Below are 16,151 nucleotides of genomic sequence, written 5' to 3' on the forward strand. Positions count from 1 at the left end.
TTAAGGTCGTGTTAACCATTTCTCTGAACTGTAACTAAGGTCCTTGGCTGGAGAAACGGTAATACTTTTCCCATGAGTGAGTGGATAGCCCTTGTAATCGTTTCCTTGCTATCGGCAATTCTGACGGTAGCAATCCTTTCCCCCGGTTCCCGGTCCCCCCGATCATGGAGAAGCAAGTACGTCGCGGAAACGAACGATGACGCGATCTGGATATTCGATGGCAACCGTTTGCTCGATGTGTCCTCTGCAGCAAGTGGGTATATAGAGGCCAGCGAGGAAAATTTTGACTGGAATACTCTGTGTGAGGTGCTGAAAACGCGCTTTCGCGATCTGCCGTCCTCGCAAAGCGAGCTGCGGCTGGCAGGGCGCTTACGGCGTCGCGCCATCGGGAAGGAAGACCCCGCAATTCTCACGATGGAATGGCTCGACGGTATTACCCGGGTCCGCATCGGCGAAAACAGTGCCGTTCAGAATGACCCGTCTCTTCTGCTCGGCCCCTCGGCACGGGATGAGCTCTTGCAGCTTCGGCTTGCGGTCAACAAAACCCCCTACCCGATCTGGCAACTCTCTGAATCGGGCGACGTGGTATGGAGCAATGCCGCCTATCAGGCTCTGGCCGCAAAAATCAGTTCGAAACCCGAATCCGAAACTTCCTGCCTGTTCCCGATCCTGCCCAGCGATGTGGAACAGTCCCGCTCGCGCCGGGTGCCCGTCACCATGCTCGGCACCGGTGACCGGATCTGGTACGATGTTTCTGTTATCGCCAATGACGAAGGTCCGCTTTGCTGCGCCGTAAACGTGAACGCAGTGGTCGAGGCGGAAAACGCACAGCGGAAATTCGTGCAGACGCTGGCCAAAACCTTTGCGCAGCTTTCCATCGGGCTGGCGATTTTCGACCGCAACCGGCAGCTCGCACTTTTCAATCCTGCGCTGATCGACCTGACCGCCCTGCCCGCCGAATTCCTCTCGGCCCGCCCCAATCTGCTCACCTTCTTCGACCGGCTGCGCGACCAGCGCATGATGCCGGAGCCCAAGAATTACAGTGGCTGGCGCCACCAGATGGCCGAGCTTGTCGCCGCCGCCTCCGATGGCCGCTATCAGGAAACATGGTCGCTTCCGTCGGGTTCGGTCTATTCGGTCAACGGACGCCCGCATCCGGATGGCGCTATCGCCTTTTTGTTTGAGGATATCACGGCCGAGATCACCCTTACCCGCCGTTTCCGGTCGGATCTGGAAATGGGTCAGGCTGTGCTCGATGAAATCGGTGATGCCTTTGTCGTCTTTGTTCCCGATGGCACGCTGGCCCTGTGCAACAAGGCCTATCGCGATCTGTGGAATGTCGATCCAGACAGCAGCTTTACCCCAAGCACCGTCATCGACGCGACCCGGATCTGGCAACAGAATTGCAAGGCAACACCGATCTGGGGAGAAATCCGCGATTTCGTCAGCGCCAGCGAAAATCGTACCAACTGGGAATCTGAAATCACGCTCCAGAATGGTGAACGCATGCTGTGTCGCGTCCGCCCCATCCTGAACGGCACCAGTCTCATCACCTTTTCGAACCTGTCGCCCGCCAACATGGTTCAGATCAACGGGAAACCGCAGCTCGAAGTGCATAACTGACCGCTTGCGGCTGCCGGTCTGGCTCGCCATTGTGCGGCTCATGACCGCTGAACGCACTTTCACCCTGACCTCGCCCGAAGACAGCGCAGCCTTCGCCACCCGGCTGGGCAAAACGCTCGCGCCGGGCGATACGGTGCTGTTTTATGGCCCCGTCGGCGCGGGCAAAACCCATATCTGCCGACATCTGGTACAATCGCTTCAGGACATGCCCGAAGACGTGCCCTCGCCCACCTTTACCCTCGTTCAGATCTACGACGGCTCCACTGGCACGATCTGGCACGCCGATCTCTACCGGCTGTCCGGCCCCGACGAGATCGAGGAACTTGGCCTGACGGATGCCTTCACCGACGCCATCTGCCTGATCGAATGGCCTGAACGCCTAGGCGATTTGACTCCACCCGATGCCCTGACCCTTGAACTCTTGCCCGACACGGTAAACGAAGACAGCCGCCAACTGAACCTCAGCTGGACCGACCCGAAATGGGAAAAGAAACTGGAAATGCTCACATGACCGACCGCGCCGATCTCGCAAAAGCATTCATCGCCGGGACCGATTGGAAGAATGCCGACCGCAGCCTTTTGGCCGGTGATGCGTCGAACCGCAGGTATGATCGGCTGACCAAAACGGAGACCGGCGGAACCGCTGTTTTCATGGACGCGCCGCCGGAAAAAGGCGAAGACATCCGACCCTTCGTAAAAATAGCCCGGCACCTGAAAGAAACCGGACTGAGCGCGCCCGAAATCATCGCCGCGGACGAGGAAAACGGATTTCTCATCCTCGAGGATCTGGGCGACGGTCTCTATTCCCGTGTCATTGCTAATGACCCCACGCTCGAAGAGGAACTCTACAGCGCGGCGGTCGATGTGCTGATCGAACTGCACAAGGCGCCGCTCCCCGCGCTTGACGCCTACGACGCGGCGCTGATGACAGATCTGGCCGGTCTGGCGTTTTCTGAATATGCCGACCGCATAAATGGCGCGCCCGATCCGCAGGTGGCCGAGCGTTTCGCGGGGCAGTTCAATACGATCCTGCGCGATATCGAACCCGAAAATCCCGTCCTCATTCAGCGCGACTACCACGCAGATAACCTGCTCTGGCTACCTGACAGAACCGGCGTCGCGCGTGTCGGCCTGCTGGATTTTCAGGACGCCATGTCGGGCCACCCGGCCTATGATCTCGTCTCCCTGCTTCAGGACATTCGCCGCGATGTCTCCCCCGGGGTCGAGGCGAAGATGATCGCCCATTACATCGACGAAACCGGCGTGCAGGATCACGCTTTCCGCAAGGCCTACGCGGTGCTCGGCGCCCAGCGCAACCTGCGGATTCTCGGTGTATTCGCACGGCTCGGAACGACCTATGGCAAACCCCGCTATGTCGAGATGATCCCGAAAGTCTGGGAGGTTCTCACCCGCGATCTCGAACACCCGGCGCTGGCCCCGGTCGCGGATCTTCTGCTGACCAGCCTGCCCAGGCCGACGCCCGAAAACCTCGCGCTTCTTCGGGCCGAGTAATGAACGCGCCGAAAGCCATCATGCTCTTCGCCGCCGGGTTTGGCACGCGTATGGGCAAATTGACTGCCGACCGGCCCAAGCCTCTGGTCGAGGTTCTGAACAAGCCGCTGATCGACCACACGCTTGAAATCGTGGATAATTTCGGCCTGCTGCGCAAAGTGGTCAACACCCATTACAAGGCTCCAATGCTGGCCGATTACCTCGCCGGTCGCGATATCCTCATCTCGGACGAACAGCCGGATATCCTCGATACCGGCGGCGGGTTGAAAGCCGCCCTGCCCCTGCTGGCGGCCGATCCTGTCTTTACCATGAACACGGATGCGATCTGGGCCGGTCCCAACCCGCTGTCCTGCCTTGCCAAGGCCTGGGATCCCAATCGCATGGACGCGCTGCTGATCTGTGTGCCGGTCGGAAACACCGTCGGTCGCGTGGGCGGCGGTGATTTCTCGCTCGACCCCGATGGCAGGCTCTCGCGCCAGGGAAACTATGTTTATGGCGGCGTTCAGATCCTCAAAACCGGCGCGCTTAAGCACATGGATCAAAAGGTCTTCTCCCTGAACCGCGTCTGGGATGACCTAAACCAGTCCAGACGGATCTTTGGATGTGCCTATCCTGGCCGGTGGTGCGACGTCGGCCATCCTCAAGGTATCGGGCTCGCTGAACAGTTGCTAAAGAATGCATGATGTTCGAACCCAGTGACAAACCCCGACTCTTTGCCTTGCCCCCCGGCGTCGATTTCCCGGCCGAGCTGATCAAGGGGCTGGATGCCCGTCTCGCCGGCCAATCGCCCGAAGCGCTGGCCCGCGTCCAATTGATCGTGAACACCCGCCGCATGGAACGCCGCATCCGGGATATTTACGATACGGGACCCGCCCGGCTCTTGCCCCGGCTGTCTCTTGTCACCGATACGGTGTACAGGGGGTGTACAGATGCTGTACGGCTTGTGACCCCTGTTTTGCGCCGTCGTCTCGAACTGGCGCAGCTCATTTCCGTGCTGCTCAAGGCCCAGCCGGATCTTGCCGCGCAGTCGTCTCTCTACCATCTCGCCGATAGCCTCGCCGCGCTCATGGATGAGATGCAGGGCGAAGGTGTCAGCACCCAGACGATCCGCGATCTGGACGTTTCGGACATGTCCGGACATTGGGCGCGGGCGCAGCAATTCATTGGAATCGTTGATAGTTATCTGGGCGAGGGTGAGGACAGGATCGACCCGCAGGCACAGCAGCGGGCGCAGGTCGAAGCGCTTGTAAAGGAATGGGCCGTAAACCCGCCATCGCACCCGGTGATCCTTGCCGGTTCGACCGGATCGCGCGGCACCACGCTGATGCTGATCGACGCGGTTGCCCGGCTGCCGCAGGGGGCGGTGATCCTGCCGGGCTTCGATTTCGATCAACCGCAATCGGTCTGGGACGACATGGCCGACGCGCTGGTGTCCGAAGACCATCCGCAGTTCCGTTTCTACCGGATGATGGAAACGCTGGGACTGAACCACGAGGATGTCCAGTCTTGGACGGAGGGCGAACCGCCGTCAAAGGCGCGCAACAGGCTGGTTTCGCTTGCACTAAGACCGGCACCGTACACACACGCCTGGCTTGAGGAAGGCCCGCATCTTCAGGACATAGCGCACGCGACGGGAAACCTGACGCTCGTCGAGGCCCCCGGCCCCCGCGCCGAAGCGCTGGCCATCGCGATGCGATTGCGGCAAGCCGTCGAGGATGGTCAGACGGCGGCATTGATCACGCCCGACCGGATGCTGACCCGGCGGGTCAGCGCGGCGCTCGATCAATGGCGTATCCTGCCGGATGACAGCGCGGGCCTGCCTTTGCAACTCTCCCCGCCGGGCCGGTTCCTGCGCCATGTGGCGCAGCTTTTTACGCAGCGGCTGAACAACGAAAAGCTGATGGCCCTGCTGAAGCACCCGCTTTGTCACAGCGGCGCGGAACGAGGGGAACATCTGCTTCTGACGCGGGATCTTGAACTGTTCCTGCGGAAAAACGGGCCACCGTTTCCCGATGCGGAAAGCCTTGGCGCCTACCAGACACGGGAAACTGGCGATGTCCCCCCACACTGGATCGACTGGCTCGTCGATACGGTCACGGATCGCTGCGTCGAAAATCCCCTGCCGCTTGGCGAATGGATCGAGACACTTGTAACTCTCGCGGAAAAACTGGCCGCAGGCAGCCGGGCCGAGGGTAGCGGCGGGCTTTGGGAGAAGAACGCAGGCCAAAAGGCGCTCTCCGTCATCGCCGCCCTGCGGGACGAAGCGGAATACGGGGGCGAGATGACCGCCCGCGAATTCACCGACCTGCTGGGCGCGGTTCTCAGCGGCGAAGAGGTTCGCGACCGGGACGCCCCGCATCCACAGGTGCTTATCTGGGGAACGCTCGAGGCGCGGGTGCAGGGAGCGGATCTGCTCATTCTTGGCGGTCTGAACGAAGGGACATGGCCCGAAGCACCGTCCCCCGACCCCTGGCTGAACCGCAAGCTCAGGCATCAGGCCGGATTATTGCTGCCCGAACGGCGGATCGGGCTTTCTGCCCATGATTTCCAGCTTGCCGTGGCGGCGCCCGAAGTCTGGCTGACGCGGTCGGAACGATCCGAGGATTCCGAAACGATCCCCTCGCGGTGGCTGAACCGAATCACTAACCTGTTGCAGGGTTTGCCGGAACAAGGCCGCCCGGCGCTCGAAGCTATGCGAAACAGAGGCCGCAAATGGGTCGACTGGGCCGAAGCGATGGAAGAGGCGGAACCAATTGAACCCGCCAAACGGCCCTCTCCGCGGCCGCCGGTCGCCGCGCGTCCCCGCAAGCTGTCAGTGACGGAAATCAAGCGGCTGATCCGGGACCCATACGCGGTCTATGCCAAGCATGTCCTGCGACTGCGGCCGTTGGATCCGCTGGTACGCGAACCGGATGCACTGCTGCGCGGCATCGTCGTGCACGAGATTCTCGAGCATTTCGTCAAGGAAACACGGGACGACCCCTCCAAGCTCAGCCTCAATGCCTTCTTGGAAAAATGCAGTGCGATCCTCGAAGAAAAAGTGTCGTGGCCCGTCGCCAAACGCCTGTGGCAGGCCAGAATGAAAAAAGTGGCCGAGCCATTCGTCGAAAGCGAGATTCAGCGCCAGTCGCGGGCGATACCTTTGAAGTTCGAGGTCAGCGGCGGCATTTCCCTTGCACCGCTCGATTTCCGACTGACCGGACAGGCGGACAGGATCGACCAAAACGAAGCGGGTGAACTGATCATCTACGACTACAAGACAGGCACGCCGCCCAGCGCGTCGGTTCAGGCCAAGTTCGACAAGCAACTTCTGATCGAAGCCGCGATGGCCGAGCAGGGTGCCTTTGACAACGTGCCGATGGGCAAGGTGATCGCGGCGACCTTTATCGGCCTCGGCAGCAAGTATAACGAGGTCGAGGCACCCCTTGTCGAGGAGCCGCCAGAAAAAGTTCTGGCCGAACTGCGTGAATTGATCGGCGCCTATTTCGAGCTGGATCAGGGGTTTACCTCGCGACGGGCACTGCAAAAAGATACGGATGCCGGAGATTACGACCAACTGGCGCGGTTTGGCGAATGGGACCGCAGCGCCCCTTCCTATCCCGAGGATCTTACATGACCCCGCGCGATGAAGCGACCGAACGTCAGGTTCAAGCGGCGCGGCCCGATGCCTCCACATGGCTTGCCGCGAATGCGGGTTCGGGCAAGACCCGCGTTCTGACGGACCGCGTGGCGCGGCTCTTGATGGCGGGGGTTCAGCCGCAGAACATTCTTTGCCTGACCTATACCAAGGCCGCCGCCAGCGAGATGCAGAACCGCCTGTTCAAGCGGCTGGGTGAATGGGCGATGCTGGACGACACCCGACTGGCTTCCGCTCTTACGGTTCTGGGCGTCGACGGAGTGATCACCACGGAGCGGATGCGCCATGCGCGCACCCTGTTCGCACGGGCAATCGAAGCGCCGGGCGGACTCAAGATCCAGACGATCCACTCCTTCTGTTCATCGCTTCTGCGTCGCTTCCCGCTCGAGGCTGGCGTCAGCCCACAATTCACCGAGGTCGAAGACCGCGCGGCGCGGCTCTTGCAGCAGGAAATCGTCGAGGATTTCGCAAACGGAGACAAGGCCACGCTTTTGGACGGGGTCGCGAAATACATCAGCGACAACGGTTTCGACGGGCTGACCGCGATGGTGCTGGGCAAGCGCGCCGCATTTTCGGGGCAACCGGACCGGGGCGCGATTATGCGACTGTTCGGTTTGCCCGAAGACCTTGACGAAAGTACCATTCTCAAGCGCGTGTTTCTTGGTGATGAAAAGGCCTTGCTGGCGCGCTTGATCACAGCGCTGCAAGCAGGTGGCGGCGACAGAGACTTAGGAAATTCAGCTAAGCTCTCTCAAATCCGAGATTTGGATTTGAACGCGCTGCCAATTCTCGAGAACGTATTCCTAATGGGTGCAAAAGCTAAGGAGCCTTTCGCCGCCAAAATCGGTTCCTTTCCGACTGCACCGGTGCGGAAAGACAACCCTGCACTGATGGATGAGGTCGAGGATTTCATGCGCCGGGTGGAAGATACCCGCACAGCACGGCTGGGTCTTGCCACTGTCGAAAAGTCGCTCGCGCTGCATCGTTTCGCCGCGGCTTTCCTGCCTGAATACGAGCGGCGCAAACAGGTGAGGGGCTGGCTGGATTTCGACGATCTGATCCTTAAGGCACGCCAATTGCTGAACGATCCTGCCGTCGCGGCCTGGGTTCTTTACAGGCTTGATGGTGGTATCGACCACATCCTTGTGGATGAGGCACAGGATACCAGCCCGGAACAATGGGACGTGGTGGAAAAGCTGGCGCAGGAATTCACCAGCGGTATCGGTGCGCGCGAGGATGTCGAGCGCACCATTTTCGTGGTCGGTGACAAAAAGCAGTCCATCTATTCCTTTCAGGGCGCCGATCCGGATGCCTTTGACCGCATGCAGGCAGAGTTCGGCGCGCGGCTAGAGGCCAAGGGCTCGCGGCTTTTCGATCTTGAACTGGAATTCTCGTTCCGTTCGGCCGAGACCATTCTTAGACTTGTCGATCTGGTTTTTGACGGGCGGGGCGAGGCGGGGTTTTCCCCGGATTCCAAGCACCGGGCGTTCAAATCCGATCTGCCCGGACGTGTCGATCTCTGGCCCTGCGTCGAAAAGGTCTCTGATGACGAGGATCAGCCATGGACCGACCCGCTGGACCGGCCAAGCCCGCGTCATCACACGGTCATTTTAGCCGAACAGATCGCCGCCGAAATCAAAAGGCAAATCGACACCGGCGAGACGATTCCGGACGAGGATGCAGAAGGGCTGCATCGACGGCCGGTGAAAGCAGGCGACTTCCTGATCCTCGTACAACGCCGGTCGGATCTTTTCGCCGAGATCATCCGGGCCTGCAAATCTGCGGGGCTTCCCATTGCCGGGGCCGACCGGCTGAAAGTCGGGGCCGAGCTTGCCGTCAAGGATCTTGGCGCGCTGCTAAGGTTTCTCGCGACACCCGAGGACAATCTGTCGCTTGCCACAGTACTGAAATCGCCCCTCTTCGGGTGGAGCGAACAACAGCTGTTCGATCTCGCGCATCGCCGGAAAAGTAATTTTCTCTGGCAGAGCATGCGGGATCGGGCAGGGGAGTTTCCTGAGACATTGTCGGTTCTCTACGATCTTCGCGATCAGGCAGATTTTCTGCGTCCCTTCGATCTGATCGAACGGATTTTAACACGCCACGACGGCCGTCAAACCCTGCTCGGGCGGTTGGGGGCCGAGGCCGAGGACGGGATCAATGCGCTGCTGTCTCAGGCACTGGCTTATGAGCGGGTCGAGATACCCAATCTCACCGGGTTCCTCGCATGGATGGAAACCGACGATCTCGAGATCAAACGCCAGATGGGCAACGCCGGTAACATGATCCGGGTAATGACGGTACATGGCTCAAAAGGGCTGGAATCGCCTATCGTCATCCTTCCCGACACGGCGAAGCGACAGGTCGGGGGGCGCGGAGATCTTTCGATTGTTGACGGTCAGCCCGTCTGGCGCCCCGCCGCTGCAGAGCTGCCGCGCGTGTTGCAGCCCTCCATCGACAGCGCGAAGCAGGGGGAGATCAACGAAAGACAGCGCCTGCTTTATGTGGCGCTGACCCGTGCGGAAAAACGGCTTATCGTCGCTTCTGCCGGGGATTTGGACAAGAATGGCGACAGCTGGTACCAGATCATCGAGGCCGCGATGCGTAGCGCGGGGGCGACCGAACGCGATTTCCCGGGCGGCAACGGTCTGGAACTTGTGGATGACGCATGGACCGATTTGCCGATCCGCAGTCCGGATACGATCGTATTCGAAAAGCAGCGCGTTCCCGACGTGTTTTCCAAGGAGATTCCAGATGTTGTAGTATTACCAGAGACCCTGAGCCCGTCCGACCTTGGCGGGGCGAAGGCACTTGCTGGTGCAGAGGGAGAAACTGAAGGGATCGCAAAGCTTCGCGGGACACGCATTCATACCTTGCTTGAACACCTGCCTGCCGCGATGCCGGAAGACCATGAGCTTTTCGCCGATCGTCTTGTCCCCGGCCTGAGCCCGGAAGAGCGCGCGGATATCCTGAGCGAAGCGCAGGCCGTCTTGGCGAACCCGGATTTGACCTACCTGCTTGGCCCGGATGCGCTTGCCGAGGTGCCGATCACCGCAAATATCGGATCGCGTCGCATTCACGGTGTCATTGACCGGCTGGTAGTGACGGAAACGGATGTGCTGGCGGTGGATTTCAAGACAAACGCGACTGTTCCCGCCACGCCGGAACTCTGCCCTGAGGGATTGCTGCGCCAGATGGGCGCGTATCTGTGTGCGTTGAAACAGATCTACCCCGACCGAAACTGCCGTGTCGCGATCCTCTGGACGCGAAAAGGGGCGCTGATGGAACTTTTCCACGATCTCGTGACCGATGCGCTTGCGCGCACCCCGGAGCTTGACCTTGGCGCCAGCCGTTCATAGGTTCCCTAACCTGACGCATCTCTTTAGGAGTATCCCCATGTCCACCGTCGCCGTAACAGACGCCACGTTTGACGCCGAAGTGAAAAATTCCGATGTCCCCGTTGTGGTGGATTTCTGGGCCGAGTGGTGCGGTCCGTGCAAACAGATCGGGCCCGCGCTTGAAGAACTGTCCGAAGAATACGGTGATCGGATCAAGGTTGCCAAGGTCGACGTAGACAGCAACCCGAATTCTGCCGCCGCCATGGGTGTGCGAGGTATTCCGGCCCTGTTCATCTTTAAGAATGGCGAAGTCGTATCCAACCGCGCCGGCGCCGCGCCCAAAGCCGCGCTTCAAAGCTGGATCGACGACGCGCTTTGATCGCAGCGACATAATCGCGATCCAGAGGCGCTCCCTTGGGGGCGCCTTTGTTTTTACTGGGAAAATTCGAGCCCCTTGTCACTCATGGACGCGGGTTACATATAGGGCGCATGAACCAGGAGGCAGTATGAGCAAAGAAGATTTCCCCGGTTGGCACGGCACGACGATCATCGGCGTGAAAAAGGGCGGCGAGGTTGTCATTGCCGGTGATGGTCAGGTTTCGCTTGGTCAGACAGTGATCAAGGGGACAGCCCGCAAGGTGCGCCGTCTTTCGCCCGGAGGGTATGATATTGTTGCCGGGTTCGCCGGATCGACAGCCGATGCTTTTGCGCTGCTGGAGCGCCTCGAAGCCAAGCTTGAAGGTCTGCCGGGCCAACTTGCGCGGGCAAGCGTGGAACTGGCCAAGGATTGGCGCACGGACAAGTATCTGCAAAAACTCGAAGCTATGCTGATCGTCTCGGACGGGGCGGATATCTTTGTCATCACGGGTGCAGGTGATGTTCTGGAACCCGAGCATGACGTGACTGCAATCGGGTCCGGCGGAAACTATGCGCTGGCCGCGGCCCGCGGCATGATGGACAGCGACCGCGACGCCGAGCAGATCGCGCGAGATGCGATGAAGATCGCTGCCGACATATGTGTCTATACGAATGGCAACCTGACCGTTGAAAAAATCACCAAGTAAGAAAATTGGAATTTTCTTGGCAAATTTCTTTCAGAAATTTGGGTGAAGAAGGAAAAGAGATGACAGACCTCACTCCCCGGGAAATCGTCAGCGAGTTGGATCGCTACATCATTGGCCAGAAGGACGCCAAGCGCGCAGTCGCCGTGGCGCTGCGCAACCGGTGGCGCCGCAAATTGCTTTCGGATGATCTCCGCGATGAGGTTTATCCGAAGAATATCCTGATGATCGGGCCCACCGGCGTCGGCAAGACCGAAATCAGCCGCCGTCTGGCCAAGCTTGCCCGCGCACCTTTTATCAAGGTCGAAGCGACGAAATTCACCGAAGTCGGATATGTCGGACGGGACGTGGAGCAGATCATTCGCGATCTCATCGACAGTTCGATCGCCATGACGCGCGAGTACATGCGCGAAGACGTCAAGGCCAACGCCCAGAAATCTGCCGAAGAGCGCGTGATCACCGCGATTGCGGGCGAAGATGCGCGTGAAGGCACCCGTGAGATGTTCCGCAAGAAACTGAAAGCCGGGGAGCTCGACGATACGGAAATCGAGCTGGAAGTGGCGGACAATTCGAACCCAATGGCAATGTTCGACGTTCCCGGCCAGCCCGGCGCGAACATGGGCATGATGAACATCGGCGATCTTTTTGGAAAGACCCTTGGCGGACGTACCCAGAAACGCAGGATGACCGTGGCGGAGAGCTACGACGTTCTGATCGGTGAAGAAGCTGACAAGCTGCTGGACGATGAAACCGTCAACCGTGCGGCTGTCGAGGCGGTGGAACAGAACGGCATTGTTTTTTTGGATGAAATCGACAAGGTCTGCGCGCGCTCCGACGCACGGGGCGGCGATGTAAGCCGCGAGGGCGTTCAACGCGATCTCTTGCCCTTGATCGAGGGCACGACCGTCAGCACGAAGTACGGCCCGGTCAAGACCGATCATATCCTGTTCATCGCCTCCGGGGCGTTCCATATCGCGAAACCTTCAGATCTGCTGCCGGAACTTCAGGGTCGTCTGCCCATCCGGGTCGAGCTGCGCGCACTCACCGAAGAAGATTTCGTGCGGATCCTGACGGAAACCGACAATGCACTGACCTTGCAATATACCGCACTCATGGGGACCGAGAGCGTAAAGGTATCCTTTACGCCGGAAGGCATCGCTGCGCTGGCCAAGATCGCAGCCGACGTGAACAAGTCAGTCGAAAACATCGGGGCCCGGCGGCTTTATACGGTGATGGAGCGGGTCTTCGAGGAACTGTCCTTTACCGCGCCCGACAGGGCGGGTGAGGAAATCACGGTCGACGCTGATTTCGTAGAGAAAAACCTCGGCGAACTTACACGTTCCGCAGATATCAGTCGCTACGTCCTTTAATGGACGGGGCAGGGGGCATCCCCCTGTCCAAGAATTCGCTTGCCTGAAAGCGGCACCTCGGTCACTTCATCCGGATGGTGTTTTCGGCGTTCTTTCGACAAAATTTGCTCTGGCTCGGGGCAGGGGGGCTTCTGACCTTCCTGTCCAGCTTCGGGCAGACCTTTTTCATCTCGATTTTCTCCGGTGAAATCCGCGATGAATTCGGGTTGAGCCATGGGCAGTGGGGCGGGATCTATACGCTCGGGACGTCGATTTCCGCGATTGTGATGATCTGGGCAGGCGGGCTTACGGACCTGTTCAGAGTTCGCGTTCTTGGTCCGCTCATCCTCTCGGGTCTTGCCTCGGCTTGTCTGCTAATGGCATTCAACCCGTTTGCCGCTTGCCTGCCGATTGTAATCTTCGGCCTGCGTTTTTTCGGGCAAGGCATGACCAGCCATCTGGCCGTCGTCGCCATGAGCCGCTGGTTCCTCGCTCGGCGTGGCCGCGCGCTCTCCATCGCTTCGCTTGGGTTTTCCATTGGCGAAGCCTGTTTGCCGGTGATCTTCGTGAGCTTGATGAGCGTGATGAACTGGCATTATCTCTGGATCATCGCCGCCCTGATCTGTCTGATGTCGATCCCGGTGCTGATGGCGGCCCTGCAGAATGAGCGAACACCGCAAAGTATGCTTCAATCTGAATCCTCGCTCGGCATGGATGGACGTCACTGGACCCGCAATCAGGCGCTCAGGCATTCCCTGTTCTGGTTCATGGTACCGGCCTTGCTGGGTCCGTCCGCCTTCAATACGGCGTTCTTTTTTCATCAGGTCCATTTCGCCGAGATCAATGGATGGGACCACGTCGAGCTTGTTGCTCTCTTTCCGTTCTACACAGCCTTCGGTGTCGGCTCGATGATCATATCGGGCTGGCTGCTGGACCGTTTGGGGACGGCCCGTATCATTCCGTTCTTTCAATTGCCGATGGTGGCTGCATTTGCCGTTTTCGGTGTTTCTGAAAGTCTTCCCGTCGTACTCCTCGGGCTGTTCTTCATGGCGATGACAACAGGCGCGAACACGACAGTTCCAAATGCTTTCTGGGCAGAGTTCTACGGCACGGCCAATATTGGATCGATCAAGGCAATGGCCGCTGCCGTCATGGTGCTTGGATCTGCTATTGGGCCCGGCATTACAGGGGTCATGATCGATCAGGGTATCGGGTTAGAGACACAATTCCTCGGCGTATCGGCCTATTTCCTACTTACGACATTGTGCATGAACATCGGCGTCCGAAGAAACAAAGCCAGGCTAAGCAGCACTTAACGTTGCCTGCGCAGATAGACGTACAGGGCGCCGTCGCCGCCGTGGCGGATATGCGCCGGGCTGACCTGTTGCACTGCCTGAGACAGGGGTGACATCTGGAGCCAGTGGGGAACCTGTCGTTTCAGAACCCCTCTTTGCCGGGAAACAAGAAAGTTATCTTCTCCTATCTTGCCCTTGCCGGTGATGACCAGAACAAGACGCTTGCCAGAGGACTGAGCGCCAAGAATAAAACGGGTAAGAGCCGGATGGGCCTGATCGAGCGTCATGCCATGAAGGTCGATCCGTGCCTCGGGGACCAGTTTGCCCCGTTTCAAGCGACCGAAAGCCTTTCGGTCCATGTTCATCGGCGCGAGTGGGGGCGGGGAAGGTGGTTTTGGCTGGGTTGCGGGACGCGGTGGGGCAGGCCGCGAGGGTGATTGGTTCGATGGGGCTTTCTTCACCACAGGCTTCGTTTCGGCGGATTTGAAAACCGTCTGCTCGGGATGCATTTTTTGAGCCTTTGAAACCACCTTGTTCCATAGCTCGATTTCTTCCTGGCTGAGCCGACGGCGTTTCATTAGACGCCATCCGTAGCCAGCGCATAGGCGCGTTGAATGGGAAGCAAAACGAGCATGCGGCCTGGGTCGCGGAGTCTGCCGGCGGCTTCTCCGGCCGCATTGCCGGTGCCAAAGAAAACATCTGCGCGCTGGGCGCCCTTTATCGCTGAGCCGGTGTCTTGCGCCACCATCAAGCGCCGGATCGGATTTTCCCCATCCTTTTCAAGCCATACCGGCGCACCGAGCGGCGTGAACTGTGGATCAACCGCGATGCTGCGCATGGCTGTAACCGATCTGTTCATCGCGCCAAGCGGCCCGAGGTGGGCGGCTACCTTGCTGATCTCCCGAAAGAAAACATAAGACGGGTTATGGTAGAGCAGATCTCGTCCAGCCTCGGGATTCCGTTTCACCCAGTTCTTGATGACCTGGGCGCTGACTTGGTGGGCATCATAGATACCACGACGGACCAATTCGACGCCTATGGACCGATATGGGTGACCATTGGCGCCGCCATATCCGACGCGCAGGGATTCTCCGTTCTGGAGGCGGATACGGCCCGACCCCTGAATCTGGAGAAAGAAGAGTTCTACGGGATCATCGACCCACGCAATCTCAAGCCCACGATTGTCGAGCACGCCGGACGAAAAAATCTCTTCCCGCGACAACCAAGGGTTCGCGTTTTTCGCTTCGGGCGGCATTTTGTAGAGCGGATACCGGAACCGTGGCGTCGGGTGACGCGACCCCTCTAGTTCGGGTTCGAAGTACCCGGTAAACAGCGAATTGCCGCCGTCTTCGATCAGGACAGGACGAAAGAAGAGCTCGAAGAACGATTTTGGATTGCCGTCCGTGTTGCTTTGGGCGACGGCGCAAATAGACAGCCAGTCCGGATCTTTCAGATCGGTACAGGTGTTCAGGAAAGCGGCGAACGCATCCCTGTGATTATCCGCAGACCATCCATCAAGTTCTTTAAAAGGAACGATCTTATGGGTGATCTCAGCCTGCGCGCCGGTGGCGGCCATCATCGTGACCGCCATGCATATCGCGCGCAGGACAGCAATCATGCGTCCGTGGCGACCAGCAACCAGTTCGGATCGTCTTCACCCATGGTGCGGGCAAAGGTCCAACTGTCTTTCTGCCGCTTGGCGGTGGTTTCGCTGCCCTCGATGATATCGCCACCCTCGTCGCGCACGACCGAGGTCAGTTCGCCAACAAAACGCATGGTGATTTCTGCCCGATTGGTGGCGCGGTCAAAGTTGACCTCCTGAACACGGGTTTCGCGGATCCCGATGAATTCAGCGGTGATCTTGAGACCCTTGTCTTCACGGTCGGACACGACACTGACGAAGGTTTCAAACACGTCTTCGGCCAGATAAGGCTGGATTTCGTCAAGGTTGCCGCGTTCGAAGCCCATCACGATCATTTCATAAGCGCCACGAGCGCCCTGAATGAAATCAGTCAGTGAAAAGCCCGGTTCGACCCGTTTCATCGCCGCCAACTCCTTGGCCGCTTCGCTGTCGGGATCCACATGATCGGTAATGTCGTGGTCAGGACCACCTTCGATTACCTCGAAATCGGGCCGCGACGATTTGGCCGACTGGTTGGTTACGGGAGGTTTTTCAAAGCCCTCACGTGTCCCGAGAACGCTTTTGAGGCGCAAAATCAGGAATATGGCAATGCCGGCCAGGACCAGAAGCTGGATCAGGGGCGAATTCATTTGTACCTCGTTTCAGGCGTCGGGCTTTGTAAGCTGCGGTCAAAGCCCTATGTAGGGGTTGGCTAGGT

13 protein-coding genes are annotated in these 16,151 nt (G+C 59.1%); 10 read left to right on the forward strand and 3 right to left on the reverse strand.

The genetic code is table 11. The features are described from left to right. Nucleotides 1-72: 72 nt before the first annotated feature. From ACU0FH_RS09275 to ACU0FH_RS09320, 10 genes are all read left to right on the forward strand, one after another. Nucleotides 73-1,623, forward strand: a complete 1,551-nt coding sequence (locus tag ACU0FH_RS09275; protein WP_446194347.1) for a PAS-domain containing protein — start codon at nucleotides 73-75, stop codon at nucleotides 1,621-1,623. 40 nt (nucleotides 1,624-1,663) lie between these two features. Further along, nucleotides 1,664-2,134 (forward strand): tRNA (adenosine(37)-N6)-threonylcarbamoyltransferase complex ATPase subunit type 1 TsaE, encoded by a 471-nt coding sequence (tsaE, locus tag ACU0FH_RS09280; RefSeq protein ID WP_446194348.1) that lies wholly within the window; start codon nucleotides 1,664-1,666, stop codon nucleotides 2,132-2,134. Further along, nucleotides 2,131-3,135, forward strand: coding sequence for an aminoglycoside phosphotransferase family protein (locus ACU0FH_RS09285; RefSeq protein ID WP_446194349.1), 1,005 nt, complete (start codon nucleotides 2,131-2,133; stop codon nucleotides 3,133-3,135). The genes tsaE and ACU0FH_RS09285 overlap by 4 nt, the downstream gene beginning before the upstream one ends. Then, nucleotides 3,135-3,818: a nucleotidyltransferase family protein gene (locus ACU0FH_RS09290; RefSeq protein WP_446194350.1), complete on the forward strand. Its 684-nt coding sequence runs from the start codon at nucleotides 3,135-3,137 to the stop codon at nucleotides 3,816-3,818. The genes ACU0FH_RS09285 and ACU0FH_RS09290 overlap by 1 nt, the downstream gene beginning before the upstream one ends. Beyond that, a complete protein-coding gene (gene addB, locus ACU0FH_RS09295) occupies nucleotides 3,818-6,751 on the forward strand; it encodes a double-strand break repair protein AddB (RefSeq protein WP_446194351.1) in 2,934 nt (977 codons plus the stop codon). Before ACU0FH_RS09290 ends, addB begins: the two co-directional genes overlap by 1 nt. After that, nucleotides 6,748-10,128, forward strand: a complete 3,381-nt coding sequence (gene addA / locus ACU0FH_RS09300) for a double-strand break repair helicase AddA (RefSeq protein ID WP_446194352.1) — start codon at nucleotides 6,748-6,750, stop codon at nucleotides 10,126-10,128. Before addB ends, addA begins: the two co-directional genes overlap by 4 nt. 37 nt (nucleotides 10,129-10,165) lie before the next feature. Continuing rightward, on the forward strand, nucleotides 10,166-10,486 hold the full coding sequence (gene trxA / locus ACU0FH_RS09305) for a thioredoxin (RefSeq protein ID WP_088631750.1): 321 nt from the start codon (nucleotides 10,166-10,168) through the stop codon (nucleotides 10,484-10,486). 127 nt (nucleotides 10,487-10,613) lie between these two features. Next, nucleotides 10,614-11,171 (forward strand): ATP-dependent protease subunit HslV, encoded by a 558-nt coding sequence (gene hslV / locus ACU0FH_RS09310; RefSeq protein WP_446194353.1) that lies wholly within the window; start codon nucleotides 10,614-10,616, stop codon nucleotides 11,169-11,171. Between the two features lie 59 nt (nucleotides 11,172-11,230). After that, nucleotides 11,231-12,538: an ATP-dependent protease ATPase subunit HslU gene (gene hslU / locus ACU0FH_RS09315; protein WP_446194354.1), complete on the forward strand. Its 1,308-nt coding sequence runs from the start codon at nucleotides 11,231-11,233 to the stop codon at nucleotides 12,536-12,538. Nucleotides 12,539-12,612: 74 nt separating this feature from the next. Then, nucleotides 12,613-13,833, forward strand: a complete 1,221-nt coding sequence (locus ACU0FH_RS09320; RefSeq protein WP_446194355.1) for an MFS transporter — start codon at nucleotides 12,613-12,615, stop codon at nucleotides 13,831-13,833. Here ACU0FH_RS09320 and ACU0FH_RS09325 read toward each other — a convergent pair. The 3 genes from ACU0FH_RS09325 to ACU0FH_RS09335 all read right to left on the reverse strand — a co-directional run bounded on the left by ACU0FH_RS09325 (nucleotide 13,830) and on the right by ACU0FH_RS09335 (nucleotide 16,083). Then, nucleotides 13,830-14,147: a Smr/MutS family protein gene (locus ACU0FH_RS09325; protein ID WP_446194356.1), complete on the reverse strand. Its 318-nt coding sequence runs from the start codon at nucleotides 14,145-14,147 to the stop codon at nucleotides 13,830-13,832. The two genes, ACU0FH_RS09320 and ACU0FH_RS09325, sit on opposite strands and share 4 nt — an antisense overlap. Nucleotides 14,148-14,389: 242 nt before the next feature. Next, nucleotides 14,390-15,430, reverse strand: coding sequence for a murein transglycosylase A (gene mltA, locus ACU0FH_RS09330; RefSeq protein ID WP_446194357.1), 1,041 nt, complete (start codon nucleotides 15,428-15,430; stop codon nucleotides 14,390-14,392). After that, nucleotides 15,427-16,083, reverse strand: coding sequence for a Tim44/TimA family putative adaptor protein (locus ACU0FH_RS09335; RefSeq protein WP_446194358.1), 657 nt, complete (start codon nucleotides 16,081-16,083; stop codon nucleotides 15,427-15,429). Before ACU0FH_RS09335 ends, mltA begins: the two co-directional genes overlap by 4 nt. Nucleotides 16,084-16,151 lie beyond the last annotated feature (68 nt).

Source organism: Heliomarina sp., from assembly GCF_052826185.1.